This window comes from Rhizobium sp. BR 362, from assembly GCF_036528765.1.
GTDB lineage: Bacteria > Pseudomonadota > Alphaproteobacteria > Rhizobiales > Rhizobiaceae > Rhizobium.
The window spans coordinates 1-24,681 of the sequence record NZ_JARWGH010000027.1 but is presented as its reverse complement, the minus strand read 5'-3'; the positions used below and the strand labels follow the sequence as shown (position 1 = coordinate 24,681).

The following is a 24,681-nucleotide window of genomic DNA, read 5'->3' as shown; positions in this document are numbered from 1 at the left end:
ATCGCTCCAAAAACAGAACGGCTGCATTGGCGACAATGCAGCCGTTTCCATATATTTATAAACCATATCTCATCAAGAAGTTTAAAAAGACCTGAGCTTACGTGGCTCAGCTCAGCGCCTCGATGATCTTCTTGGCATTCTCCACCAAAACAGCGCCATCTTCCATCTTGCCCGAATGCGGCTTCAGGGCGATACCCTCATGGCGCGGGATGATGTGGAAGTGCAGGTGAAACACCGTCTGGCCGGCGGCCGGTTCGTTGAACTGGGCGATATAGACGCCATCCGCATCGAAAGCCTCCTGGATCGCGACGGCGACTTTCTGGACCGTGGTTATCAGATGCGGCAGCACGCTCGGATCGGCGTCGAGAATATTGCGCGAAGCGGACTTCGGCAGCACCAGCGTATGGCCGGGCGCTTGTGGCATGACATCCATGAAAGCGACCGTGTGTTCATCCTCGTAAACACGATAGGATGGAATCTCGCCTTTCAGGATCTTCGCGAAAATATTGTTGGGCTCATAGGCGGCGGGGCTGGTCATCCAGGGTCTCCTCGTCTTCCGATTATCGTTGTCCAGAACAGCTAAATATCTTGCCGCTCGCCTTTGCGGAAGGGGCTGTGCTCCGCCAGGACTTCACTCATCTCCTCCACTTGCTCGCGCTCGTGCCTGAGATAGTCGGCGACGGCGCGTCGCAAGCCTTCATGGCCGATATAATGCGCCGAATGCGTAATGACCGGCAGGTAGCCGCGGGCAAGCTTGTGCTCGCCCTGCGCGCCGGCTTCGACCCGCTTCAGCCCCTTGGCCAGCGCGAAATCTATCGCCTGATGATAGCAGACTTCGAAGTGCAGGAAGGGATGATCTTCGATGCAGCCCCAATGCCGCCCATAGAGCGTTTCGCCGCCGATGAAGTTGATGGCACCAGCCACGTAGCGCCCTTCGCGTTTGGCCATCACGAGCAGGACATCGTCCGCCATCCGCTCGCCGATCAGCGAGTAGAATTTACGGGTGAGATAAGGTCGGCCCCATTTGCGGCTGCCGGTATCCATATAGAAGGTGAAGAACTGGTCCCAGATCCGCTCGGTAAGATCGCTGCCGGTCAGCCAGTCGATGCTGATGCCATCTTCAAGGGCGGCGCGACGCTCCTTTTTCAGTGCCTTGCGCTTGCGCGACGCCAGCGTCTCCAGGAAGGCGTCGTGATTGGCGTAGCCATCGTTGATGAAATGAAACTGCTGGTCGGTACGATGCAGATAGCCGTCGCCTTCGAAAACGGAAATCTCGTCTTCCGGCAGGAAGGTGATGTGGGCGGAGGAGACGCCGAGCTGCCGGGTCACCTCTTTCAGACTTTCGGCCAGCGCCGGCTGAATCATCTTGCGATCCAAGCCCTCGGCAACAAGCAGACGCGGCCCGGTTGCCGGCGTAAAAGGAATGGAGCACTGCAGCTTCGGATAATAGCGGCCGCCGGCGCGCTCGAAGGCGTCGGCCCAGCCGTGGTCGAAGACATATTCACCCTGGCTATGGTTCTTGAGATAACCGGGGACGGCACCGATCAACTCGCCTTTGTCGGTTTCGAGCAGCAGGTGATTGCCGAGCCAGCCGGTTTTGTCGGTGGCGGAACCAGATTCCTCGAGGGACGACAAGAAGGCATGCGAGACAAACGGATTGTACGGCAGCACCGTACCCGTCCTCGATGCTCCGGCGAGCGTGGACCAGCTCTCCGGAGCAATGTTTTTGAAGGAACGCTCGACTCGAATGGATAATTCGTCTGTCATCAAATTCGTCTGTCAGGAAGGTAAGGCGGGGCTCTCCCTTGGGTCGAACCCTTCGAAGGTCATTTGATCTGCGTTGGCGAATGTGTGTTTGCGGGCTGCTTCGTCGCGCACGGTCCAGGTGATCACCGGGATGCCACGCTGGCGCTGCGCCGTGATGAAGGGGTTCGGCAGGTGGCCATAGAAATACGAGATGAAGTCTAGCCCAAGCTGCATGGCTTCGTCATGCTTAAAAAATGTCTCGGGCTCATTTCCATCCGCCGTCAGGCCGATAGGGTAGGGTGCGTTGAGCGCCTTCAGGTCCTTGAGCAGCCAATGGTCGAAGCTCATCAGCGCGACATGACCCTTGTAGCCTTCCAGCACTTCCAGCACGGATTCCGCAAAGCCCTCGTCGTCGCCTTCGCGGCCCTTGAGTTCCAGCACCAGTGGCACCTTGCCGTCGCAGAGCCTGAGGAGCTGTTTCAGCGTCGGGACCTTGTCATTGGTGCCGCCGATCGAAAGCAGGCCGAGTTCGGGCGAAGTGCGGTCGCGAAGCTGGCCGGGAAGATTGCAGACGCGCTGCAGGTCGTCGTCATGAAAGACGACCGGAACGCCGTCGGCGGCATAATGCAGATCGCATTCGATGGAAAAACCCGCCTCGATCGCCCGCGCAAAAGCCGATAGCGTGTTTTCCCAAACCTGCTTGTTCATGTCGTGATAGCCGCGATGGGCGACAGGACGTTCGGTAAGCCAGGCAATCTTGCACATTATGCGATTTCCATGATGGCATCGATCTCGACAGCGGCATTGAGCGGCAGCGCCGCCATGCCGACTGCGGCGCGCGCATGCTTGCCAGCGTCGCCAAGTACATTTGCCAGAAGATTGGAGGCGCCGTTGATCACAAGATGTTGTTCGACGAATTCGGGTGCCGAGGCGACGAAGCCGTTCAGCTTGATGATGCGCTTAATGCGGCCGAGATCGCCGTTCAAGGCCGCCTTCGCTTGGGCCAGGATATTGATGGCGCAAAGCTCGGCTGCGCGTTGGCCGCCGGCAACGTCGACATCCCTGCCGAGGAGGCCGGTGACGCCGAGCTTGCCGTTTTCCATCGGCAACTGCCCGGACAGATAAAGAAGATTGTCGCTGATGACATAGGGCACATAGTTGGCGGCCGGCGCAGCGGCCTGCGGCAGGACGAAGCCAAGCTCCTTCAGACGGCTCTCGATAGCGTCGGACATTTTCATCTCCCGTTTTGTTGTAAAATCTTCAAAAATCCGGCATCAAGCTTAAATTCCCTTTGCCGGGAAAGGCAGCCTCGATTTAAGCGCGATTCCGAAATACGCGAAGCGATCTTGGACGAGATCACGCCAAATCAAAAGGCAGAGCGAGATGACGAATTGATGACGGCCCGCCTCACTCTAGCCGAAGCGTTCTTATAGCATCGCGTGCGAGTCCAACAGGAGATAATGAATGTTCCGCTCGAGTCTTGCCGCCGTTGTTATTTCGAGTTTGGGCGTCGCGTCTCTGGCCGCACCCGCCGCCGCTGCGGGTCCGAGCGGGTTGATCGCGCATCGCGCCGTCTACGATCTCGAACTGAAGGATGCCTCCGACCGGTCGGGCATAGCCGGCATGTTCGGCCGAATGGTCTATGAATTCGACGGTTCCGATTGCACCGGTTTCACCACCAATTTCCGCTTTGTCACGCAGATCGACACGGGTGACTCGACGCGCGTCAGCGACCAGCAGACGACCACATTCGAGGATCTCACCAAGCGCACGTTCCGCTTCGAGACCAAGTCCTACACGGACGATCAGCTCGACAAGGATGTGCGCGGTGCGGCGGCCGACGATCAGCAGGGCATCAAGGTCGATCTGACCCAGCCGCAGGCCAGGCAGGTGCAGCTCATCCAGAGCCGCTTTCCGACGGAACATATGCTCGACATCATCCACAATGCCAAGCTCGGTAAGAATTTCTTCGAGGCCGAGGTTTTTGACGGCTCCGACGATGGCGACAAGTCGTTGATCGCGACAACCGTCGTCGGCAAGCAGTCGACGCCCGCCACGGACGATCCCGATGCCGACAAGGCAGGCATGTTCGCCAAGACGCCGTTCTGGCCGGTGACCGTCGCCTATTTCAACGACAAGTCCAAGGGCGACGCCATTCCGGTCTACCGCATGTCATTCAAGCTCTACGAAAACGGCATCACGCGCGACCTCACCATGGACTATGGTGATTTCGTGCTCACCGGCAAGCTCTCTAAGCTTGAAGTGCTCGACACCAAGGCCTGCCAATAGGCTTTGTCAGGGCGCGCGCCACAAGGCAAATCTTCGTCATAAAACTGTATTCGAAGCTTCACTATTCTGTGAGCCGCTCGGCACGCCGTGATTAGTCTCATGTCCTGCTGTGCCGATCTGGAATTGTAGCGGGCCATGCGGGCCGCGTCGCTTATTGAGAGAACAATCGGCAGGCGCTCCGCAGACGGTCCCGTGTTGATAGACGAGAAAGCACGACCTATGGCCAATACTGATCTCGCCACCGCCTCCAACGCCGCTTTGCCGGTTGTCGCCGCCGATCCGGCGGAAATTGCCCGCATCGGCGACACCATCGATCTGAACGACCGCGCCGGCATTTCGGTCTATGGAGACCGCGCTCAGCAGTCCGTCTCCGACTATTCCGACAGGATTTTGCGCGAGGTCCGCAATAGGGATCTTGGCGAAGTCGGCAAGCTGCTGACCGATATCATCATCAAGTCGAAGAAGCTCGACCCGGCATCGCTGAAGGATGAGGGTTTTCTTTCCAAGATATTCTCGTCGTTCAGGGCGAGGCTGGAGCGCTTCAAGGAAGAGTTCGAGGATGTGGCCGGTCAGATCGACCGCATCGGCCTCGAGCTCGACCGGCACAAGGATACGCTGCGCCGCGACATCGCACTTCTCGACGATCTCCACGAGGAGACGAAGCAGTCGATCCTGCAGCTCGACGCCTACGTCCAGGCCGGCAAGACCTTCGCAGAGCATTTTCGCAGTGTCGAACTGCCGAAGCTGAAAAGTGCCGCCGATGCAGCGGCGGCCAATCCCGGCGGCGGCATGCTGGAGGCACAGACCTATCAGGACAGCCTGCAGGCGCTCGACCGGCTGGAGAAGCGGGCATTCTACCTGCAGCAGGCACGCCAGCTCGGCATTCAGCAGTTGCCGCAGATCCGCATCGTGCAGGCTGGCGACGAGACGCTGATCGAGAACCTGCAGGCGACCTCGGCGCTGACGGTGCCCGCCTGGAAGCAGAAGATGGTGATCCTGCTCGGGCTGTCGCGCCAAAAAACGGCACTCGAATTGCAGAAGACCGTGACCGACGCCACCAACGACATGATCCGCCAGGCATCCGAGATGATGAAGGACCAGGCGATTGCCATCGAACAGCAGTCGCAGCGCGGCATCGTCGATATCGATACGCTCGCCGCCGCCAACCGCGACCTGATCGATACGATCAACGGCGTCCTCAAGGTGCAGGAGGAGGGCCGCAGGAAGCGGGCCGAGGCCGAGCAGCAAATGGAGAAAATGACCGTCGAACTCAAGAAGGCGATGATCGAGGCGCGATGAGCGGCATGATGATCCGCACATTTCTCATCGGCCTGGCGCTGACGGCTGTCCTTGGCCTGACGGGCTGCAATTCCGGCGCGGGACCGAAGTTCTCGATCATCTCCGGCTCGGAAAACACCGTTATCCAGCCGATCGTCGAAGAGTTCTGCAAACAGAAGAGCGCGACCTGTAGCTTCACCTACGAGGGCACGCTCGATATCGGGCTGGCGCTGCAGAGCGACAAAGGCGTCGAACAGGACGCCGTCTGGCCGGCGTCAAGCGTCTGGGTCGATATGTTCGACACCAAACGCCGCGTGAAGACCCTGACCTCGGTGGCGCAGACGCCTGTTATTCTCGGCGTGCGCAAATCCAAGGCGCAGGCACTCGGCTGGATCGGCAAGCCGGTCTTCATGAAGGACATATTGGCGGCCGTGAAGAATGGATCGGTGAAGTTTCTCATGACTTCGGCAACGCAGTCCAATTCGGGCGCCAGCGCCTATCTCGCCATGCTCTCCAGCGCACTCGGCAACAAGCCCGTCATCGAGCCTGGCGATCTCGACAAGGCGGACGTCCAGGGCACCGTCAGGGCATTGCTTGCCGGGGTCGAGCGCTCGTCAGGTTCCTCCGGCTGGCTCGCAGACCTCTACACGGAGTCCGCCAGCAAGGGCACGCTCTATGACGCCATGTGGAATTATGAGGCGGTGCTGAAGGAGGCCAATGACAAGCTCATCGGCATGGGCAAGGAGCCGCTTTACGCTATCTATCCGGCCGACGGCGTTGCGATCGCCGACTCCCCGATCGGCTTTATCGACCACGGACGAGGGCCGGAGGTCGAGACTTTCTTCAACGAGCTTGTCGCCTATCTGCGTTCCGCACCCGTACAGCAACGTATTGCCGATACCGGCCGGCGCATTCCATTGGGAGATGTCGCGGCTAAAGCAGATCCGAATTGGAATTTCGACCCCAACCGGTTGGTGACCGCGATCCGCATGCCCGAGCCTGCCGTGATTCGCCAGGCGCTCGATCTTTACCAGGGAGCATTGCGTAAGCCGTCGCTGACGGCCCTTTGCCTCGATTTCTCCGGTTCGATGGGGGGCAAGGGTGAAAATCAGTTGCAGGCCGCCATGCGGTTTCTGTTCAACCCGGATGAAACCGGAAAGGTGCTGGCGCAATGGACGCCGGCGGACCGCATCATGGTCATTCCTTTCGACAGCCGCGTAAGGACGACCCTTTCCGCGACAGGCGATCCGGCACAACAGAAGAGCCTTGTCGATAAGGTCTCGCTGCAGCATGCCGATGGCGGCACCGATATGTATGCTTGCGCAAGCAAAGCGCTTGACCGTATGAGGGATACCCCAAATCTGTCGTCCTATCTGCCGGCCATCGTCATCATGACCGACGGAAAGTCCGAGGATGCGAGCCGCGATTTTCTGAATGGATGGATGGCAACCAACCCGCATGTGCCGGTCTTCGGCATCACCTTTGGCGACGCAGACAAGTCGCAGCTCGATGCCTTGGCCAAAGCGACATCGGGGCGTGTATTTGATGGCCGCGGCGATCTCGTCAGCGCCTTTCGCGCGGTGCGTGGCTACAACTAGGACAGCGATGCGCAACTGGTTTGGCAATGACTGGAATTGGATCGTGGCGGGGCTCGCCGCCGCGATCGTCGTTCCCGTCTTGAGCTTTTTTGCCAAGATGCCGCTGTGGATCGCGGCTGTCATCGGTCTGCTCGTCTTTGCTGGCCTCATCTTTGCCCTGTCGCCGCGCCGGCTTTTCGAGGGCCTGGATGCGAAAGCCATCGGCAAGGGACGTCTCGATTTCGCGCGCGATCTTTTGAATGCGGCCGCGCCGGCCGCCCAAAGGCTGGAGGCTTCGGCGGACCACATCGCTAATAAGGAGACGGCGAAGCGCGTGCGTCATCTGGCTGAAATCGCAGCCGATGTCTTTGCCAAGGTCGAGGCGAGCCCGGAAAGCGCCGGTACCGTGCGGCGGTTCCTCAGCTACTACCTGCCGCGCGCAGCCGAAGTCGCCGAGGGTTTCGCCACCCTCGAGGCCAAGCGCGTGCCCGACCAGAAACGATTGCAGGACGTGGAGCTGGTGCTCACCAAGCTTGAGGACGCCTTCGTGCACTATTCGGACAGCCTCGTCGACGACAGGCTCGATACGCTGGACACCGAGCTGCGCCTCATACAGGCCTCGCTCAAAGAGGATATCGGACGCTGATGGCTATCTCTCGCCGCGCCTTTGGAGTGGGACTTCTTGCTGCCGGCGTTGCCGGCACCGGCGGCTATTTCGCCGTGAAGGACCGGCCGGAGTTCCAGGGGCTGCTCGGCAATCGCACGAAGCTTTTCGGCTTTATCGGCGGCGAGAAGGTGGCGTTTCTGGGGGACGAGGATGTCATCGGCGCGCTGCATGGTTACGGACTGGAGATAGACAGCCGTGTGGCCGGCTCCGTCGAGATGGTGCGCGAGCAGGCGCTTCTGTCGCAGAAGCCCGCTTTCCTCTGGCCGTCGTCCTCGATCATGGTGGATATCGCCCGGCAGAGCGGTGTCAAGATCCGCGACGACCGTGTGGTGCTGAACACGCCGGTTGTCGTCTACACCTGGCAGCCGGTGGTCGACGGGTTGACGAAAGCTGGACTGGTCAGCGTGACGCCCACTGGACAGCATCAGCTTGATCTGAAGGCATTGCTCGATGCCGTCCTTGCAGGAACGAATTGGTCCAAGCTCGGGGTTGATGCGCTCTACGGGCAGGCGCGCATCGTCTCGACCGATCCGAATCGCTCCAACTCCGGCTTCATGTTTGCGGGGCTCGTGCTGAGCCTGTTTGCCGGCAACGTTGCGACGGTCGCCGATCTTACGCGATCCGGCGACAAGGCACAGATGATCTTCCGCAATATGGGCTTCAAGTCGCCGTCATCAGGCAAGCTTTTCGATCAATATCTGGCCGGCGGACTTGGCGGCGAACCGATGATCGTCGGCTACGAGAATCAATTGGTCGAATGGATCATCGCCGATCCCGAACGGTGGAAGCGCGTTCAATCGAGCGCCACGGCAAAACCGGTCGTGCTCTACCCGCATCCGACCGTCTATTCCTCCCATCCTCTGATCGTCGTCGATGAGACCGCCAACCGGATGATGGAGGCGCTGACAAGCCCGAAGCTACAGGAACTTGCCTGGACGAAGCACGGCTTCCGCGGGCCATTGGGTACGGCGACCGGGAACGCCCACGATGCCATTGCCGGCCTGTTGCCGGCCGAGATCGACGCTGTTTTGCCGATGCCGGACGCCAACGTCATGCTGGCATTGCTCGACAAGGTGGGGAGCTGAGGGAAGGGGCCTAAAGGAATTTGCAATATAGGAATGGGACATCGGTCGGTATGGGCAGGTAAGGCTTTTCGGGCGAGACGAGTATCGACGAGCAATATCCCGATTGATCTCTTTCTCAGTCGCATGCCATTGCTCTTTTGCTGTCGTACGACCGCATAGCAGCTCGATTGGTCATAATTGACCAGCGTGCACGAAGCGGCTAAATCGACAGTGTCGAAAAAGGCAAGCTTGGTCTCGGTAGGCCCAGGCACTTCCGCTGAGCGGAAGCTCTCTTCCTTGCTTTTCCAGCATGAGAAACCCCGACGGACAGACGCAATCGCGTCTCATTCCGTTCGTGTGGTTGTCTTGTCGACATCTGCTCCGGGCGGCAGCTCAGGAGCAAAATGTTGTACATCACCGTCTTACGCATGCCGCGGGTTTGGAGGTCGCCGAAGGCCATTCTTGCTGTATCGGTCCTCTTTAATTTCGCGGGCTTTACACTGATCGGCCCAGTGGCACCTTTTCTGGTCGCACAGTTCGTTCCTCCGGTTCGCGTTGCCATCTCGGTAAGCGCGATTATGACTGTCTATGCGGTATGCCAGCTTGTTGCCGCCCCTGTGCTTGGAGCTTTGAGCGACCGCTTGGGACGCAAGCCGATTCTTATCGCGACGCTGTTCGGCTCAGCAATCGGCTACCTCGTCTTTGGCGTTGCCGGGTCTTTTTCCATGCTTCTTATCAGCCGCGTCATCGAGGGGCTGACAGCCGGCAGCACGGGCGCTGTCTATGCCTATGTTGCCGATATCACCGAGCCGGAGGACCGCGGAAAGACGTTTGGCCTGCTTGGTGCAGCCGGCGGGTTCGGTTTCCTGATGGGACCGGCTATTGGCGGATTGCTCGGACAGATTTCTCTTTCTGCTCCAGCCTTCGTTGCGGCTGGCCTGGCAATTCTCAATTTGATTTGGGTGTTCATTGCTCTGCCCGACAGCAATGTGAAGCATGACCGCTCAACTTCATTGACGCTGCATCATCTCAATCCCTTCAGCCCCCTTGCTTACGCGCTGAGGCTGCCGCTGATAAAACTCGCCTTCGGCAGCGCATTCCTGTTTTATCTCGCCGGCACCATGCTTCAAGTCAACATTGCGGTGTTCGCCAAAGATATATTGTCGTTCGGACCTGTCGGTATAGGACTTCTGCTATGCGCGGTCGGTGTCCTCGACATCATTAGCCAGGGCTGGCTCGCACCAAAATTGCAACATCGGCTGGGCGAGCGATTGACCTCAGTCGTTGGCCTTGCGATTAATGCTCTGGGGCTGACAATGGTGGCGACAACGGTCCATATCACGTCGTCACAACTCTTGTTTGCCGCCATTGCGATCTTCACCTTGGGAGACGGATTTTATCAGCCATCGATGAGCGCCGTTATCTCCAACGCCACGCCTGGTGATCAACAGGGCCGTGTTCAAGGCGCCAATCAGGCTCAGCAGTCGATTGCAAGAATTGTGGGGCCTATCGCAAGCGGCACCCTGTATCAACTGTCCGCAGGCGCACCTTATATCGTCGGTGTCGGGGTGATCCTGATGTCGATGTGCTTTGCTGCCATGCTACAGCGGAAATCGAAATCAACGGAGAGTTAAGTCAGTCGGAAGGCTGCGGTGACGATCTACCATGGCGGTCTTGGTGGATATCGTCGATAAAGTCCTCAGACTTCCCCAGATCGAAGGTACAGGGACCTGCTTTTTTCCATCCGAAGCCTTGCATTCGCGCCAAATCGAATGTATGGGCAGCCGCATTCCACACGTAAGGCATGGGATTGTCCGGGAGAAATCCGGATCGTTCCGCCCGGTGGCATCTTCGAAGAGGATGCTGTTCGCCTTGCGGAGGTTCAACCGGAAAAGGAGTCAAAGGCATGGCATTGCCTGATTTTTCTATGCGTCAGCTTCTGGAAGCTGGTGTTCACTTCGGCCACCAGACGCATCGCTGGAACCCGAAGATGAAGCCGTACATCTTCGGCGATCGTAACAACATCCACATCATCGACCTCGCCCAGACGGTTCCGCTGCTGAGCCGCGCTCTGCAGGTCGTCAGCGACACCGTTGCCCGTGGCGGCCGCGTTCTGTTCGTCGGCACCAAGCGTCAGGCGTCCGAACTGATCGCCGACAGCGCCAAGCGCTCGGCTCAGTACTACGTCAACGCTCGCTGGCTCGGCGGCATGATGACCAACTGGAAGACGATTTCGAATTCCATTCAGCGTCTGCGCAAGCTCGACGAAATCCTCAACGGTGAAGCCCAGGGCTTCACCAAGAAGGAACGTCTGAACCTTGAGCGCGAGCGCGAAAAGCTGGACAAGGCTCTCGGCGGTATCCGCGATATGGGCGGCACTCCGGACCTGATGTTCATCATCGACACCAACAAGGAAAAGATCGCGATCGACGAAGCCAAGCGTCTCGGCATCCCGGTCGTCGCCATCATCGACTCGAACTGCGATCCGGACCTGATCGACTATCCGATCCCGGGCAATGACGACGCCTCGCGCGCCATCGCTCTCTACTGCGACCTGATCTCGCGCGCTGCCATCGACGGCATCGCCCGTCAGCAGAGCGCGTCCGGCCGCGACCTCGGCGCTTCCGTCGAAGCTCCGGTCGAGCCGACTCTGGCGGACGGCACCGAAGCCTGATCGCGTCTTGCGGCGGACGGAACTTCGTCCGCCCGAGCGTATTGATATCCGGGATAAGGCCGTTTGCGACTTCAAGGAGTTCGAGCGGCCTTGTTCTGTTTTAGGGTAGCGCGTTGCCTGGGCGATAAATCCAGGCGTGTTCCAATCAAGAATTCCAGTGTATGGCGCGGCTTCATAACGCTGTCATACTTACGGGTACATTTCGTCCCTCAAATCGGTGCCGCGTCGGCTAACGCCGCCTGCCGCACCGTCTGAACCGACAAGAGGAAGCTTATGACCGAGATTACGGCTGCAATGGTGAAAGAACTGCGCGAAAAGACCGGCGCAGGCATGATGGATTGCAAGAAGGCTCTGGCCGAAACCGCTGGCGACATGGAAGCAGCGATCGACTGGCTGCGCGCCAAGGGCATTGCCAAGGCCGACAAGAAGTCCGGCCGCACCGCTGCCGAAGGCCTGATCGGCGTTGCCGGTGCCGGCACGAAGGCTGTCGTCGTCGAAGTCAACTCCGAAACCGACTTCGTTGCCCGCAACGACGCCTTCCAGGATCTCGTCCGCGGCATCGGCCAGGTTGCGCTCTCCACCAACGGCTCGGTTGAAGCCGTCGCTGCTGCGACCTACCCGGCTTCCGGCAAGTCGGTTGCCGACACGATCAAGGACGCGATCGCCACCATCGGCGAAAACATGAACCTGCGCCGCTCGGTGCTGCTCTCCGTCGAAGACGGCGTTGTCGCGACCTACATCCACAATGCGGTTTCCGACGGCCTCGGCAAGCTCGGCGTTCTCGTCGCGCTGAAGTCGACCGGCGATAAGGAAGCTCTGACCGCCATCGGCCGCCAGGTCGCCATGCACATCGCTGCGACCGCGCCGCTCGCCATCCGTCCGGAAGAAGTCGACGCTGCCGTCGCCGAGCGCGAACGCAACGTCTTCATCGAGCAGTCGCGCGCCTCCGGCAAGCCGGACAACATCATCGAAAAGATGGTCGAAGGCCGCATGCGCAAGTTCTTCGAAGAAGTCGCCCTTCTGTCGCAGGCTTTCGTCATCAACCCGGACCTGACCGTCGCCGCTGCCCTCAAGGAAGCTGAAAAGACCGTCGGCGCGCCGATCGAAATCACCGGCATGGCCCGTCTGCTTCTCGGCGAAGGCATCGAGAAGGAAGAGACCGACTTCGCCGCTGAAGTCGCCGCTGCCGCCAAGGGCTGATCGACGATTTCATTTCGTCTGTTGACGAAACGAAACCCTATCCCAGATAGGTGAAACCATATCAGGGGAAACCCGTGGGCATCGCGTGACAACGCGGTGCCCTTCGTGTATCCGGCTTTCACTATTACCCCGCGATCACTTCAAGGAGCGACAATGTCCCAGCCGATCTACAAGCGCGTATTGCTCAAGGCCTCCGGCGAAGCTCTGATGGGCAGCCAGGGGTTCGGTATCGACGTGACTGTCGCCGACCGCATCGCATCCGATATTGCTGAAGCGCGCGAAATGGGTGTGGAAGTCGGCGTCGTCGTCGGCGGCGGCAATATTTTCCGCGGCGTCGCCGTGGCCTCCAAGGGTGGAGACCGCGTCACCGGCGACCACATGGGCATGCTCGGCACCGTCATCAACGCGTTGGCCTTGGCTACCTCACTGCGCAAGCTGGATATCGATACGGTGGTGCTGTCAGCCATTTCCATGCCGGAGATCTGCGAAAGCTTTTCGCAGCGCGCCACGCTCTATCATCTCTCGCTGGGCCGCGTGGTGATCTTTGCCGGCGGCACCGGCAATCCCTTTTTCACCACCGATTCCGCCGCAGCGCTGCGCGCCGCCGAAATGGGCGCCGAAGCAATCTTCAAGGGAACACAGGTCGATGGTATCTATTCCGCCGATCCGAAGAAGTTCCCGAACGCCGAGCGTTTCGAACATCTGACCCACAGCCAGGTGCTGGAAAAGGGGCTCGCCGTTATGGATGTGGCCGCCGTGGCGCTTGCGCGTGAAAATTCAATTCCGATCATCGTCTTTTCTATTCATGAAAAGGGTGGTTTTGCAGAAATCTTGACCGGCGGCGGCCGTAAGACCATCGTATCAGACAATTGACGTTCCTGTGGCACCGGGCCTTCCCGGCGCCGCCTATCAGACGGGAGTACAAAAACATGAGTGAAGGCACCGACCTTAAGGAACTGAAGCGCCGCATGGATGGCGCTATCGCTGCATTCAAAAGCGATATCGCCTCGCTGCGCACCGGGCGTGCGTCCGCCAACATTCTCGATCCGGTCACGGTTGAAGCCTATGGTTCGCGCATGCCGCTGAACCAAGTCGCGAACATCACCGTCCCCGAGCCGCGTATGCTCACCGTTTCCGTTTGGGACAAGTCGATGGTCGGCGCTGTCGAGCGGTCGATTCGCGAATCCAATCTCGGCCTCAACCCGATCGTCGATGGGCAAAATCTGCGTATTCCGCTGCCGGAACTCAACGAGGAGCGCCGCCGCTCGCTGGTCAAGGTTGCCCATGAATATGCCGAGAAGGCGAAGGTGGCTATTCGCCATGTCCGCCGTGATGGCATGGACGGTCTCAAAAAGGCCGAAAAAGATGGTGTAATCGGTCAGGACGAAAGCCGTGCTCAGTCCGAGCGTGTACAGAAGATGACGGACGATACGATTTCGGACATCGACCGCTTGCTAGCCGACAAAGAAAAGGAAATCATGCAGGTCTGATTGAGCGCTAGAGCCGTCCCGCTTTCAATTGAAATATTGAAAGCGGCGAGGCTGCGCTAGATCTGAAGTCCTAGAGCATTTTCCTGCCGAACGAAACCGGATCCATATGTCAGTTCCCACGTTCTCTGCCATACCCGATCACGTGGCCATTATCATGGATGGCAACGGGCGCTGGGCCAATTCGCGCGGCCTGCCACGCACCATGGGCCACCGCAAGGGCGTGGAGGCGGTGCGCGAAACGGTGCGGGCGGCGGGCGATGTCGGGATAAAATATCTGACGCTCTTTGCCTTTTCCTCGGAGAATTGGCGCCGCCCGGAGACCGAGGTGAGCGATCTTCTCGGCCTGCTCAAGGCGTTCATCCGGCGGGATCTTGCCGAGCTGCATCGCCAGAATGTCCGCATCCGCGTGATCGGCGACCGTTACAATCTGCGCAGCGATATCCTGCCGCTGTTGATCGAAGCGGAAGAGACCACCAGGGACAACACCGCGCTGACGCTGGTTATTGCCTTCAATTATGGCTCGCGTGACGAAATCACCCGGGCATTCGTCAGCCTGGCCAAGGATGTGGAAGCCGGGAGACTGCGCCCGCAGGATATTCGTCCTGAATTGATCGATGCACGGCTCGATACCGCAGGAATTCCAGACCCCGATCTCATCATCCGCACCAGCGGCGAAGAGCGGCTGTCGAATTTCCTCCTCTGGCAGGCGGCCTATTCGGAATTCATGTTCATGCCGGAGTACTGGCCGGACTTCAGCCGCGATCTTTTCTTCTCCGCGCTGGAAAAATACGCCGCGCGCGATCGGCGCTTTGGCGGGCTTTCCGCCAAACAGGCGGCCGTGGGGTCCTGATGAGCCGCGAACTCAGGCTGCGCATCATGTCCGGCATCGTTCTTGCCGCGGTCGTTCTGGTTGCGACCTGGTATGGCGGCCTGAGCTTTCGTATCCTGGCGGCGGCGATCGGCCTTCTCGTCTATTATGAATGGTCGACGATAACGGACCTGCATGGCCGCGATCCGCAGGGCAATGCGCTCGGCTGGCTCGGCCTCGTGCTGATAGCCGGCGCGACGCTGATGGCAGAATCCGTCTATTCTTTGGAAATGTTGGTCATCTTTGTTGCGGTGACGGCGGTCATGGTCGCCGCGCGCCGCAAGAGCTGGTGGTTGCCCGGCGGTATATTTTATGCGGGATTGACGGCTATCGCCCTTGCCGAGATCCGGGATGACGATCTGCGCGGCTTCGTGCTGATGCTGTTCATTTTCGCCACCGTGTGGGCGACGGATATTTTTGCCTATTTTGTCGGCCGCGCCATCGGCGGAGCGAAGCTCGCTCCGCGCATATCGCCAGGCAAGACTTGGTCGGGCGCCATCGGCGGCGCCATCGCCGCGGTGATTGCCGGAACAGCGGTCGTCTGGAGCTTTTTCTCGGCAGATAGTTTATGGATTCCTGCACTCACGCTGGTGCTGTCAATCTGCAGCCAGATTGGCGATCTTTTCGAGTCTTTCATCAAGCGTCGCTTCGGAGTCAAAGATTCCAGCCACCTGATTCCCGGTCATGGCGGCGTTATGGACCGGGTCGACGGACTAATTTTTGCTTGTTTTGCAGCGTTTTTGCTGGCTATCGTAATATCGCTGACAATAAGCGGCGAGACTATGTCATTGGGCGGCGTTCTGCTCGGTGTCTGAAATCAACGCGAACAGGATCGTTGCATGGGTAGCGTGGCAGGCATCATCGGCTTCTTGACGAACAACGTGATTACGTTCGTTTTCGTACTGTCACTGCTCGTTTTCGTGCACGAAATGGGTCATTATCTGGTTGGGCGCTGGTCCGGCATCCGCATCATGGCCTTTTCGATCGGCTTCGGTCCGGAAATCGCCGGCTTCACCGACCGCCACGGTACGCGCTGGAAGCTGTCGATCATTCCGCTCGGCGGCTATGTTCGCTTCTTCGGTGATGAGGATGCTTCGAGCAAGACCGATGTCGATCAGCTCTCGGCCATGACCGAAGAGGAGCGCGCCCGATCCTTCGCTGGCGCAAAGCTCTGGAAGCGAGCCGCGACCGTGGCGGCCGGTCCGATCGCCAACTTCATTCTCGCCATCGCAATCTTCGCCGTTCTCTTCGGCGTCTATGGTCGTACCGTCGCCGATCCGGTCGTCGCCGTGGTCATGCGCGGCGGCGCCGCGGCTGAAGCAGGAATCGAGCCCGGCGACCGCCTGGTTGCCATCGACGGCACCAAGGTGACGACGTTCGATGAGGTGCAGCGTTATGTCGGCCTGCGGCCCGGTCGCAACATCGTGCTGACCGTCGAACGCGACGGCCAGAAGCGCGACTTCGGCATCGTTCCGAAACTGGTTGAAGACACCGATCAGTTCGGCAACAAGATGGAGATGGGCCGCATCGGCATCGCACTCGTCGATCCCCTGGTGACCGCGGTGGAACCGGGCGGACCGGCTGCCCAGGCGGGCGTGCAAGCGGGTGACCGCCTGATCGCCGTCGACGGCAACAATGTCGCGACCTACTATGATATCGCGCGCTATGTGACCGATCATGCCGGCAAGAGCCTCGTCTTGACGGTCGAACGCAAGGGCCAGACGCGCGATTTTCCGATGGTACCCGAAACTTTGGCCGCGACCGACGCTTCCGGAAGGAAGAAGGATGTCGGCAGCATCGGCATTTCGCCGATTGACCCGCTCGTCGCTTCGATCGCACCGGACAGCCCGGCGCAAGACGCTGGTATCGCGCTCGGTGACCGCATTCTCTCCGTGGATGGGCATTTGGTCGATTCGATCGGCGACGTGCAGCGTTTTGTGTCATCGCGTCCGGACAAACCGGTAATGTTGCACATCGAGCGCAACGGCGTGACGCGGGACGTCCAGGTGACGCCCAAGAAGACCGAAGAACCCGATGCCTTCGGCAACGAGACGGAGATCAGCAGCATTGGGATTAGCGACGGCCAGAAGCCTATCAAGCTCCGTTATGAGGCATATGGTCCGTTCCAGGCGCTCGGCGAAGGCGTGAGGCAAACCGGCAGCATTGTGTCCGGCACCTTCGAATATCTGGGCAATGTCATCGGCGGTTACATGAAGGCGGATCAGCTTGGCGGCCCCATTCGGGTGGCACAGCTTTCCGGACAGATGGCAACGCTGGGCTTTTCGGCGGTGCTCCAATTCGCCGCCATACTTTCTGTTTCTATTGGGTTATTAAATTTGATGCCGGTGCCGGTACTTGATGGCGGGCACTTGATGTTCTATGCGATTGAAGCCGTGAGGGGAAAACCGCTGGGTGCTCGGGCACAAGACATCGCTTTCCGAATTGGTTTTGCGATGGTGCTGTCACTCATGGTGTTTGCGACCTGGAACGACATCAGCTCCAGGATAGGCTGATAAGTCAGTAAGAGGAAATTACGATTTATTTACGATGTTTCAAAGCTGTAGTGGCGAATGAGCCACGCTTTGAAATGAAGTAAACAGAAATTAACTTGCTCCCTTGCTTGTATGTCAAAAGCGGGTAAAACGACACACGTGGCCAGAATCGGGTTCGCTCGGGGCTGGGGACGACTGATAAAAAGGTAAGAAGTGAAAATGAAGGCTGGTTCAAGATTTTTGAACGCAGTGTCGGCGGTAGCGCTGTCTGCTGGTGTTGTTGCGTCGGGCGCTGGTGTTATCACCCTTGCTTCTGCCTCAGTCGCAGAAGCCGCTGTCATTCAGCGGGTTGACGTCAGGGGAGCTGAACGCGTTGGTGCAGAGGCCGTCCGCGACAATATCACGATCAAGCCCGGCAAGAGCTTCTCGCCAGCCGACATCGATAATTCGGTAAAGCAGCTTTATGCCACCGGATTCTTCTCCGATGTGCATGTGAATGTATCCGGCAGCACGCTGGTCATTTCCGTCAAGGAAAACCAGCTTATCAACGCCGTGGTCTTCAACGGCAACCGCAAGATCAAGGACGACAAGCTTCAGGGCATCGTTCAGACCCATGCGGCCGGTCCGTATAGCGAGACCCAGGTTCAGGCCGACATCAAGACCATCAAGGACGCTTACGCGGCAATCGGCCGTAATGAAGTCCAGGTGACGACGCAGACCGTGCCGGTCGCGGAGGGCCGCATCAATGTGGCCTTCGTCATCAACGAAGGTGACCGCACCAAGATCGACAAAATCAATTTCTCGGGCAACCAGGCTTATAGCAGCGGCCGTCTCGCTTCGGTGATCAGCACCAAGAAGAGCAACTTCCTGTCGTTCCTGACCCGCAAGGACGTCTACAGCGCCGAACGCCAGCAGGCGGACCAGGACGCGCTGCGTCAGTTCTACTACAATCACGGTTATGCCGACTTCCGCATCGTCAGTGCCGACGCGACGCTGAACGAGCAGTCCAATGAATACACGCTGAACTTCAACGTCGATGAAGGTCCGCGCTACACCTATGGCGACATCAATGTCGTTTCGACGGTCGAGGGCGTCAATGCGGATGACCTGAAGAGCTTGGTCATCACGCACAAGGGCGATGTCTACAGCGCCAAGGACATCCAGACCTCGATCGAAAACATTTCCAAGCGTGTCGCTTCGGCCGGCTATCCCTTCGCCCGCATCACGCCGCGCGGCAATCGTGACCTGACCGGCCACACGATCGGTATCGAATATCTGGTCGACCAGGGCGAGCGCGCCTATGTCGAACGGATCGAAATCCGCGGCAACACCCGCACGCGCGATTACGTCATTCGCCGCGAGTTCGACATCAATGAAGGCGATGCCTTCAACCAGGAAATGATCACCCGCGCAAAGCGTCGTCTCGATGCGCTCGGCTACTTCACCAAGGTTGACATCAGCACCGCTCAGGGCAGCGCCCCCGACCGCGTCGTCGTGATCGTCAACGTCGAAGACCAGCCGACCGGCTCGTTTGGTATCGGCGCTGGTTACGCTGTCGGCAACAATGGCGGCCTTCTGCTGGAAGCTTCGGTCGAAGAAAAGAACTTCCTCGGTCGCGGTCAGTACATCCGTATCGCTGCGGGTGCCGGCACGGAAGGCAATCGTACCTACAACATCTCGTTCACCGAGCCTTATTTCCTCGGCTATCGCCTGGCTGCCGGCTTTGACATCTTCCGGAACCAGACGTCGAGCGACGATTTCTACGATTATTCGGAAGAAGGCTTCTCGCTGCGCGTCACTGCGCCGATCACGGAGAACTTCGCGACGACGCTGCGTTACAACTATAAGCGTCTTCAGTACGACGGTACCGATGACTGGCAGGACAACCTGTCTGCTCCGTACCTGAACCTCGTGAACAACAGCCCGTGGGTTCAGTCGACGGTCTCGCAGACCTTCACCTACAACACGCTGGACGACCAGAACCTGCCGCGCGAAGGTATCATCGCCAAGTTCACGCATGAATATGCGGGTCTGGGTGGCGACTCCGACTTCTATAAGCTGAGCGGCAAGGCGCGTTACTACAAGATGATCAGTGACGAAGCCGATATCATCGGCTCGCTGACGGTCGGCGCCGGTTATGTCATGCCGACGGGCGACCACCTGAACGTCTTCGATCAGTTCACGCTTGGTGGTCGTGAAATCCGCGGCTTCGAAAATGCTGGTATTGGTCCGCGTTCGTCGCATGGCGATGCGCTTGGCGGCACGACCTACTTCACGGCTTCTGCTGAAGCAAGCATGCCGATGCCAGGCGTTCCGCAGGATATCGGTCTGCGCGTCGCAGCCTTTGCCGATGCGGGTACGCTCTATGGCAACAAGGCCGATCTCTTCGGTGATGTCCTGCACAACGACAGCTCGATCCGTGCTTCGTTGGGTGCGGGCCTGATCTGGTCGTCGCCCTTCGGTGTCATCCGTGTTGACTATGCTGTGCCGGTTCTCAAGGAAGACTACGACAAGACCGAGAATTTCCGGTTTGGCATCGCCAACCAGTTCTGATATCGGCAGCCCAGAACTGCGGGCTTAACACCGTTCTGGAGCTGGTGCTTATGGAACATATCGGTTTTTTCCCGCCCCATGATGGCGTCAGCCTCCGTGCGCTGGCCGAGCATCTTGGGGCGGAGCTTGTTGACGAGGCCTTCGCCGATGTCGTCATCAAGTCCATCGCTCCGGTCTATCGGGCCGGCGAAGGCGACGTTTGCTATATTCTCTCGCGGAAGAATCGTGCGGAACTGGAGACCTGTCGGGCTTCGGCGATCATTTGTTTGCCGGCGCTGAAGTCTTTCGTTCCCGCGCATATTCCGGTTCTCCTATCCAGAAAGCCGCATACGGATTTCGCGCTTGCGGGTGCTTTGCTGCATCCGCAAGCCATGCGTCCGGTAGCGCTGACATCGGAGCCGGCGCAGATTTCGCCGGCGGCTTTCGTCGACCCGACCGCCAAGCTTGAGGCAAATGTCGGCGTTGAGCCGTGCGCAGTTATCGGGCCCGGCGCCGAGATCGGCGAGGGCACGCGTATCGGAGCCGGCGCTATGATAGGGCCGGGCGTCAAGATCGGACGCAATTGCACGATCAGTGGCGGCGCGAGTGTGCTTTGCTCCTATCTCGGTAATGGCGTCATCATCCATAATGGCGCGCGCGTCGGCCAGGATGGATTCGGCTATGCGCCGGGGCCGCGCGGCATGGTGAAGATCGTGCAGATCGGCCGCGTCATCATTCAGGACAATGTCGAGATCGGCGCCAACACTACCATCGATCGCGGCACCATGGATGATACGGTCATCGGTGAAGGCACGAAGATCGACAATCAGGTGCAGATCGGACATAACGTGCGCATCGGCCGCCACTGCGCCATCGTCAGCCAGGTCGGCATCGCCGGCAGCACGGTCATCGGCGACGGTGTACAGATCGGTGGTCAGGCAGGCTTGAACGGCCATATTCATATCGGCGACGGTGTTCAGATCGGCGCCAAGAGTGGCGTGATGAACAGCATTCCGGCAGGCGAGCGCTATGCGGGCCTTCCGGCGCGGCCATTGTGGGATTTTCTAAGAGAGTCGGCAGAGATCGCGAAGCGGTCCGGAGCTAGAGAAAAGAAGGACGGGAGTGCGGAGCATGACTGAAGACGCCAAGACGTCGCTGTCGTCGGCTGATATCATTGAAATTATGAAGCTTTTGCCGCATCGCTATCCCTTCCTGATGGTCGACAGGATCATTGAGATCGATAGCGATAATTCCGCAATCGGTATCAAGAATGTCACGGCCAACGAGCCGCAATTCACCGGCCACTTCCCGGAATCTCCGATCATGCCGGGCGTGCTGCTGATCGAAGGGATGGCGCAGACGGCCGGCGCGATCTGCGCTCGCAAGGATGGAATCGGCGGCAATCTCGTCTACTTCATGACGATCGACAATGCCCGTTTTCGCAAGCCGGTCGTGCCTGGCGACCGCGTTGAATTCCACGTTGTCAAGCTGAAGCAGCGCGGTACGATCTGGAAGTTCCATTGCGACGCCAAGGTCGATGGTTCGCTGGTTGCCGAGGCCGATATCGGTGCGATGATCGTACGGAAGGACCAAGAGCAGGCATGAGCAGCATTGCAAAAAGCGCGCGCATTCATAAGCTCGCGGTCGTCGAGGACGGAGCGGTCATCGGCGAGAATGTCGTCGTTGGTCCATTCTGTCATGTCGGCCCCAAGGTCGTGCTGCATGATGCTGTCCGGCTCTTGACGCACGCTGTCGTGATCGGCCGGACGACGATCGGCAAGGGCACGAAGATATTCCCAATGGCGGTGGTGGGTGGCGATCCGCAAAGCGTGCATCACGGCGGCGAAGAGACGACGCTTGATGTCGGCGAGAACTGCACGATCCGCGAAGGCGTGACGATCAATACCGGCACGGCCGACTACGGCGGCAAGACCATCGTCGGCAATAACAATCTGTTCCTTGCCAATTCGCATGTCGCCCATGATTGCCGCGTCGGCAACAATGTCATCATGTCGAACAACGTCATGCTTGCCGGGCATGTTACCGTCGAAGACCGCGCCATTCTCGGCGGCGGCTGCGCGGTGCATCAGTTTACCCGTATCGGTCGTCAAGCCTTCGTCGGCGGTCTTTCGGCCGCAAGCTACGACGTCATTCCCTATGGCATGCTGAATGGAAATCCGGGCGTGCTCTCGGGCCTTAATGTTGTCGGCATGACCCGCGCGGGCATAGAGCGCTCGGTCATCCATACGGTTCGCCGCGCCTATAAGAGTATTTTCGAAGGCGAAGGCTCGATCCGCGACAATGCTGCGGCGATCCGCGATGAATATGCCGATTGCAAGGAAGTAATCGAGATCCTCGATTTCATCGCTGCCGACAGCGATCGCGCATTGTCGTCGCCCAATCGCGGTAAGGGCTGAGGTGGCCGCGAGCGGTCAAAACCATACGGGCAGGCTGGCGATCATCGCAGGCAGCGGCTTTTTGCCGGCCTATGTCGCCGATGCCGCCCGACAGGCAGGCGAAGATCCCGTTATCATAGCGCTGACGAATGAGGCGGATCGCGACTGGTCGGCTTTTGATCACGCGAATCTCGGCGTCGGAAATTTTGCCGGGCTCGAGGCCTTGTTCCGCCGCTATGGCGTCGACCGCGTCGTGATGTCCGGCGGCGTTGCGCGTCGTCCGCCTTGGCGCGATGTGCGCCCGACTTGGCGGGTGATCAAGGAATTGCCGTCGACCATCCGCACCCTTCTTTCCGGCGGTGACAATGCCGTGCTGCAGATGGTGATCCGATTGATCGAGGCTGGCGGCGTTCGCGTCGTCGGCGCGCAGGAGATCGCACCGGATCTGCTGGCGACCACCGGGCCACTTGGCCGTTTCTCGCCTTCGGAAGAGGATTTGCGCGATATCGCCCAAGGTGCGAAAGCGGCCGACGCCCTGGGACTGCTGGATGTCGGGCAGGGTGCCGTCAGCGTCGGCGGCCGTGTCGTGGCGCTGGAAGGCGCCGAAGGTACGGACAAGATGATCGAGCGTGTCGCAGGCTTGCGGGCCGAGGGACGTATATCGCAACGTCGCCGCGGCGTGCTGGTAAAGCTCTGCAAGCCGCAGCAGGATGTGCGCGCCGACCTGCCGTCGATCGGGGTTTCGACCGTGCTCAACGCCAAGAAGGCCGGCCTTGCCGGCGTTGCCGTAGAGGCGGGCAGGGCGCTGGTCCTCGAGCGCGAAGCGGTCATTGCGGCCGCCGATGAAGCGGGGCTTTTCGTCTGCGGTATTGACCGCGGCCTCAGTGCGGAGGGCTTCATGTGAGCGGCGCGCCGTTGAAACTCGCTGTCGTCGCCGGCGAGGTCTCCGGCGATCTGCTCGGCGGCGATCTCGTTGCGGCATTGAAGCACCGTTACGAGGGGCCTGTCGAATTGATTGGCGTCGGCGGCGATGCACTGGAAGCGCAGGGCTTGCGTTCGCTTTTCGATTATTCCGAACTGTCGATCATGGGTTTTGCGCAGGTCATCAAGCGCTTGCCCAAGCTGCTTGCGCGCATCCGCCAGACGGCGGACGCCATCATCGCGGCCAAGCCCGACGTGCTTCTCATCATAGACAGCCCGGATTTCACCCATCGCGTCGCCAAGAAGGTACGCGCTGCCCTGCCTAATCTGCCGGTCATCGACTATGTCTGCCCGAGCGTATGGGCATGGAAAGAATATCGCGCACAGAAAATGCTCGCCTATGTCGATCATGTCCTCGCCATTCTGCCGTTCGAGCCGGCGGCAATGCAGCGGCTGGAAGGGCCGGCTACCACCTATGTCGGCCATCGCCTGACGGTGGATCCGAACCTGCTGGAGACCCGTCGCCGGCGTGCGCTTCGCACGCTCAGCAGGCCAGATGGAGAGAAGACGATCCTGTTGCTTCCCGGTTCACGCTCCTCGGAAATCCGCCAGCTTCTGCCGGTTTTTGAGCAGGCGGTGCTGGAGCTTAGCCGGCGAAACGATCGCGTTCGTTTTGTGCTGCCGACCGTTCCACGACAGGAGGCTTTGGTGCGCTCGCTCCTTGAAAACTGGAGCGTCAAACCGGATGTCTTCGTTGGCCAGGATGCCAAGTGGAATGCTTTTGCGCAAGCGGATGCGGCGATGGCGGCTTCGGGGACCGTAGTTCTGGAATTGGGGCTTGCGGGCGTTCCCGTCGTCTCGACCTACAAGACCGAGTGGCTTGCCCGTTTTGTCCTTTCCCGCATCAAGACCTGGACGGCGGCTCTGCCGAATTTGATTGCGGATTATGCCGTCGTGCCCGAGTTGATCAACGACGTGCTGCGTCCCGGTCTTCTGGCGCGCTATATGGAGCGCTTGTCGAATGACACGCCGGAGCTTGCCGCTATGCTTCAGGGCTACGATCTGGTTTGGCAGCGAATGCAGACTGAAGAGCCGCCTGGCGAAAAGGCGGCGGCGATCGTTCTCGATGTCTTGTCCAAGAAAAAACCCGGCCATCTCTGACCGGGTTTTTTGTTGTCTGGCCTTTCGGCTTAACGCTTGGAAACCGGAACGTATTCGCGCAGCGGTGCGCCGGTATAGAGCTGGCGCGGCCGGCCGATGCGCTGATCCGGATCTTCGATCATCTCGTTCCACTGGGCAATCCAGCCGACGGTCCGGGCAAGCGCGAACAGCACCGTGAACATGGTGGTGGGGAAGCCGAGCGCCTTCAGGGTGATGCCCGAATAGAAATCGACATTCGGGTAAAGCTTCTTCTCGATGAAATAGTCATCGGTCAGGGCGATACGCTCGAGTTCGATCGCGATGTCGAGCAGCGGATCGTCCTTGAT

The 24,681-nt window shown here is 59.3% G+C and carries 24 protein-coding genes; 19 read left to right on the top strand and 5 right to left on the bottom strand.

What is annotated here, in order from left to right; genetic code table 11:
- Positions 1 to 106: 106 nt before the first annotated feature.
- The 4 genes from QDY28_RS23720 to QDY28_RS23705 are packed head-to-tail and all read right to left on the bottom strand — an operon-like array spanning position 107 to position 2,978.
- Positions 107 to 538, bottom strand: a complete 432-nt coding sequence (locus tag QDY28_RS23720; protein ID WP_331384022.1) for an HIT family protein — start codon at positions 536 to 538, stop codon at positions 107 to 109.
- Positions 539 to 579: 41 nt separating this feature from the next.
- On the bottom strand, positions 580 to 1,767 hold the full coding sequence (locus QDY28_RS23715) for a GNAT family N-acetyltransferase (protein ID WP_331384021.1): 1,188 nt from the start codon (positions 1,765 to 1,767) through the stop codon (positions 580 to 582).
- Between the two features lie 12 nt (positions 1,768 to 1,779).
- Positions 1,780 to 2,511: a glycerophosphodiester phosphodiesterase gene (locus QDY28_RS23710; RefSeq protein ID WP_331384020.1), complete on the bottom strand. Its 732-nt coding sequence runs from the start codon at positions 2,509 to 2,511 to the stop codon at positions 1,780 to 1,782.
- A complete protein-coding gene (locus QDY28_RS23705) occupies positions 2,511 to 2,978 on the bottom strand; it encodes a RidA family protein (protein ID WP_331384019.1) in 468 nt (155 codons plus the stop codon). The genes QDY28_RS23710 and QDY28_RS23705 overlap by 1 nt, the downstream gene beginning before the upstream one ends.
- Positions 2,979 to 3,210: 232 nt before the next feature.
- On the opposite strand from QDY28_RS23705, the gene QDY28_RS23700 reads away from it, so the two are divergent.
- The 19 genes from QDY28_RS23700 (at position 3,211) to lpxB (ending at position 24,355) form a co-directional block, all read left to right on the top strand.
- The gene (locus tag QDY28_RS23700; RefSeq protein WP_331384018.1) at positions 3,211 to 4,035 is read left to right on the top strand and encodes a cell envelope integrity EipB family protein; all 825 of its coding nucleotides are present in this window, start codon (positions 3,211 to 3,213) and stop codon (positions 4,033 to 4,035) included.
- Positions 4,036 to 4,254: 219 nt separating this feature from the next.
- Positions 4,255 to 5,334, top strand: a complete 1,080-nt coding sequence (locus QDY28_RS23695) for a toxic anion resistance protein (RefSeq protein WP_331384017.1) — start codon at positions 4,255 to 4,257, stop codon at positions 5,332 to 5,334.
- Positions 5,331 to 6,911: a substrate-binding domain-containing protein gene (locus QDY28_RS23690; RefSeq protein ID WP_442967576.1), complete on the top strand. Its 1,581-nt coding sequence runs from the start codon at positions 5,331 to 5,333 to the stop codon at positions 6,909 to 6,911. Before QDY28_RS23695 ends, QDY28_RS23690 begins: the two co-directional genes overlap by 4 nt.
- 7 nt (positions 6,912 to 6,918) lie before the next feature.
- Positions 6,919 to 7,536 (top strand): 5-bromo-4-chloroindolyl phosphate hydrolysis family protein, encoded by a 618-nt coding sequence (locus QDY28_RS23685; protein ID WP_331384016.1) that lies wholly within the window; start codon positions 6,919 to 6,921, stop codon positions 7,534 to 7,536.
- On the top strand, positions 7,536 to 8,642 hold the full coding sequence (locus tag QDY28_RS23680; protein WP_331384015.1) for a hypothetical protein: 1,107 nt from the start codon (positions 7,536 to 7,538) through the stop codon (positions 8,640 to 8,642). The genes QDY28_RS23685 and QDY28_RS23680 overlap by 1 nt, the downstream gene beginning before the upstream one ends.
- A 386-nt stretch (positions 8,643 to 9,028) precedes the next feature.
- Positions 9,029 to 10,255 carry an MFS transporter gene (locus tag QDY28_RS23675; RefSeq protein WP_331384014.1) on the top strand — a complete coding sequence of 409 codons (1,227 nt, stop codon included), beginning with the start codon at positions 9,029 to 9,031 and terminating at the stop codon, positions 10,253 to 10,255.
- 272 nt (positions 10,256 to 10,527) lie between these two features.
- Positions 10,528 to 11,295: a 30S ribosomal protein S2 gene (rpsB, locus tag QDY28_RS23670; RefSeq protein WP_028755022.1), complete on the top strand. Its 768-nt coding sequence runs from the start codon at positions 10,528 to 10,530 to the stop codon at positions 11,293 to 11,295.
- 273 nt (positions 11,296 to 11,568) lie between these two features.
- On the top strand, positions 11,569 to 12,495 hold the full coding sequence (tsf, locus tag QDY28_RS23665; RefSeq protein ID WP_331384013.1) for a translation elongation factor Ts: 927 nt from the start codon (positions 11,569 to 11,571) through the stop codon (positions 12,493 to 12,495).
- Positions 12,496 to 12,648: 153 nt separating this feature from the next.
- The gene (pyrH, locus tag QDY28_RS23660; RefSeq protein ID WP_331384012.1) at positions 12,649 to 13,368 is read left to right on the top strand and encodes a UMP kinase; all 720 of its coding nucleotides are present in this window, start codon (positions 12,649 to 12,651) and stop codon (positions 13,366 to 13,368) included.
- Between the two features lie 56 nt (positions 13,369 to 13,424).
- The gene (frr, locus tag QDY28_RS23655; protein WP_028755025.1) at positions 13,425 to 13,985 is read left to right on the top strand and encodes a ribosome recycling factor; all 561 of its coding nucleotides are present in this window, start codon (positions 13,425 to 13,427) and stop codon (positions 13,983 to 13,985) included.
- 106 nt (positions 13,986 to 14,091) lie between these two features.
- On the top strand, positions 14,092 to 14,835 hold the full coding sequence (locus QDY28_RS23650) for an isoprenyl transferase (protein WP_331384011.1): 744 nt from the start codon (positions 14,092 to 14,094) through the stop codon (positions 14,833 to 14,835).
- Positions 14,835 to 15,668 carry a phosphatidate cytidylyltransferase gene (locus tag QDY28_RS23645; RefSeq protein WP_331384010.1) on the top strand — a complete coding sequence of 278 codons (834 nt, stop codon included), beginning with the start codon at positions 14,835 to 14,837 and terminating at the stop codon, positions 15,666 to 15,668. The genes QDY28_RS23650 and QDY28_RS23645 overlap by 1 nt, the downstream gene beginning before the upstream one ends.
- Before the next feature lie 24 nt (positions 15,669 to 15,692).
- Positions 15,693 to 17,366, top strand: coding sequence for an RIP metalloprotease RseP (rseP, locus tag QDY28_RS23640; RefSeq protein WP_331384009.1), 1,674 nt, complete (start codon positions 15,693 to 15,695; stop codon positions 17,364 to 17,366).
- A gap of 198 nt (positions 17,367 to 17,564) precedes the next feature.
- Positions 17,565 to 19,898: an outer membrane protein assembly factor BamA gene (gene bamA / locus QDY28_RS23635; RefSeq protein ID WP_331384008.1), complete on the top strand. Its 2,334-nt coding sequence runs from the start codon at positions 17,565 to 17,567 to the stop codon at positions 19,896 to 19,898.
- A gap of 50 nt (positions 19,899 to 19,948) precedes the next feature.
- A complete protein-coding gene (gene lpxD / locus QDY28_RS23630) occupies positions 19,949 to 21,016 on the top strand; it encodes a UDP-3-O-(3-hydroxymyristoyl)glucosamine N-acyltransferase (protein ID WP_331384007.1) in 1,068 nt (355 codons plus the stop codon).
- A complete protein-coding gene (gene fabZ, locus QDY28_RS23625) occupies positions 21,009 to 21,482 on the top strand; it encodes a 3-hydroxyacyl-ACP dehydratase FabZ (protein WP_331384006.1) in 474 nt (157 codons plus the stop codon). Before lpxD ends, fabZ begins: the two co-directional genes overlap by 8 nt.
- On the top strand, positions 21,479 to 22,294 hold the full coding sequence (gene lpxA, locus QDY28_RS23620; RefSeq protein ID WP_331384005.1) for an acyl-ACP--UDP-N-acetylglucosamine O-acyltransferase: 816 nt from the start codon (positions 21,479 to 21,481) through the stop codon (positions 22,292 to 22,294). The genes fabZ and lpxA overlap by 4 nt, the downstream gene beginning before the upstream one ends.
- A 1-nt stretch (position 22,295) precedes the next feature.
- On the top strand, positions 22,296 to 23,177 hold the full coding sequence (locus tag QDY28_RS23615) for an LpxI family protein (protein ID WP_331384004.1): 882 nt from the start codon (positions 22,296 to 22,298) through the stop codon (positions 23,175 to 23,177).
- Positions 23,174 to 24,355 carry a lipid-A-disaccharide synthase gene (gene lpxB, locus QDY28_RS23610; protein ID WP_331384003.1) on the top strand — a complete coding sequence of 394 codons (1,182 nt, stop codon included), beginning with the start codon at positions 23,174 to 23,176 and terminating at the stop codon, positions 24,353 to 24,355. The genes QDY28_RS23615 and lpxB overlap by 4 nt, the downstream gene beginning before the upstream one ends.
- A 29-nt stretch (positions 24,356 to 24,384) precedes the next feature.
- Here lpxB and QDY28_RS23605 read toward each other — a convergent pair.
- Positions 24,385 to 24,681 (bottom strand): citrate/2-methylcitrate synthase (locus QDY28_RS23605; protein ID WP_331384002.1); only part of this gene is annotated, 297 nt, incomplete at its 5' end.

What these genes read in the sequence shown, in the direction of transcription:
- fabZ (WP_331384006.1), top strand. Translation starts at nt 21,009, where the DNA reads ATGACTGAAGACGCCAAGACGTCGCTGTCGTCGGCTGATATCATTGAA.
- QDY28_RS23695 (WP_331384017.1), top strand. Translation starts at nt 4,255, where the DNA reads ATGGCCAATACTGATCTCGCCACCGCCTCCAACGCCGCTTTGCCGGTT.
- QDY28_RS23720 (WP_331384022.1), bottom strand. Translation starts at nt 538, where the DNA reads ATGACCAGCCCCGCCGCCTATGAGCCCAACAATATTTTCGCGAAGATC.
- frr (WP_028755025.1), top strand. Translation starts at nt 13,425, where the DNA reads ATGAGTGAAGGCACCGACCTTAAGGAACTGAAGCGCCGCATGGATGGC.
- lpxA (WP_331384005.1), top strand. Translation starts at nt 21,479, where the DNA reads ATGAGCAGCATTGCAAAAAGCGCGCGCATTCATAAGCTCGCGGTCGTC.
- QDY28_RS23705 (WP_331384019.1), bottom strand. Translation starts at nt 2,978, where the DNA reads ATGTCCGACGCTATCGAGAGCCGTCTGAAGGAGCTTGGCTTCGTCCTG.
- QDY28_RS23685 (WP_331384016.1), top strand. Translation starts at nt 6,919, where the DNA reads ATGCGCAACTGGTTTGGCAATGACTGGAATTGGATCGTGGCGGGGCTC.
- rpsB (WP_028755022.1), top strand. Translation starts at nt 10,528, where the DNA reads ATGGCATTGCCTGATTTTTCTATGCGTCAGCTTCTGGAAGCTGGTGTT.
- QDY28_RS23650 (WP_331384011.1), top strand. Translation starts at nt 14,092, where the DNA reads ATGTCAGTTCCCACGTTCTCTGCCATACCCGATCACGTGGCCATTATC.
- QDY28_RS23690 (WP_442967576.1), top strand. Translation starts at nt 5,331, where the DNA reads ATGAGCGGCATGATGATCCGCACATTTCTCATCGGCCTGGCGCTGACG.
- tsf (WP_331384013.1), top strand. Translation starts at nt 11,569, where the DNA reads ATGACCGAGATTACGGCTGCAATGGTGAAAGAACTGCGCGAAAAGACC.
- QDY28_RS23700 (WP_331384018.1), top strand. Translation starts at nt 3,211, where the DNA reads ATGTTCCGCTCGAGTCTTGCCGCCGTTGTTATTTCGAGTTTGGGCGTC.
- pyrH (WP_331384012.1), top strand. Translation starts at nt 12,649, where the DNA reads ATGTCCCAGCCGATCTACAAGCGCGTATTGCTCAAGGCCTCCGGCGAA.
- rseP (WP_331384009.1), top strand. Translation starts at nt 15,693, where the DNA reads ATGGGTAGCGTGGCAGGCATCATCGGCTTCTTGACGAACAACGTGATT.
- lpxD (WP_331384007.1), top strand. Translation starts at nt 19,949, where the DNA reads ATGGAACATATCGGTTTTTTCCCGCCCCATGATGGCGTCAGCCTCCGT.
- QDY28_RS23645 (WP_331384010.1), top strand. Translation starts at nt 14,835, where the DNA reads ATGAGCCGCGAACTCAGGCTGCGCATCATGTCCGGCATCGTTCTTGCC.
- QDY28_RS23680 (WP_331384015.1), top strand. Translation starts at nt 7,536, where the DNA reads ATGGCTATCTCTCGCCGCGCCTTTGGAGTGGGACTTCTTGCTGCCGGC.
- QDY28_RS23715 (WP_331384021.1), bottom strand. Translation starts at nt 1,767, where the DNA reads ATGACAGACGAATTATCCATTCGAGTCGAGCGTTCCTTCAAAAACATT.
- QDY28_RS23710 (WP_331384020.1), bottom strand. Translation starts at nt 2,511, where the DNA reads ATGTGCAAGATTGCCTGGCTTACCGAACGTCCTGTCGCCCATCGCGGC.
- bamA (WP_331384008.1), top strand. Translation starts at nt 17,565, where the DNA reads ATGAAGGCTGGTTCAAGATTTTTGAACGCAGTGTCGGCGGTAGCGCTG.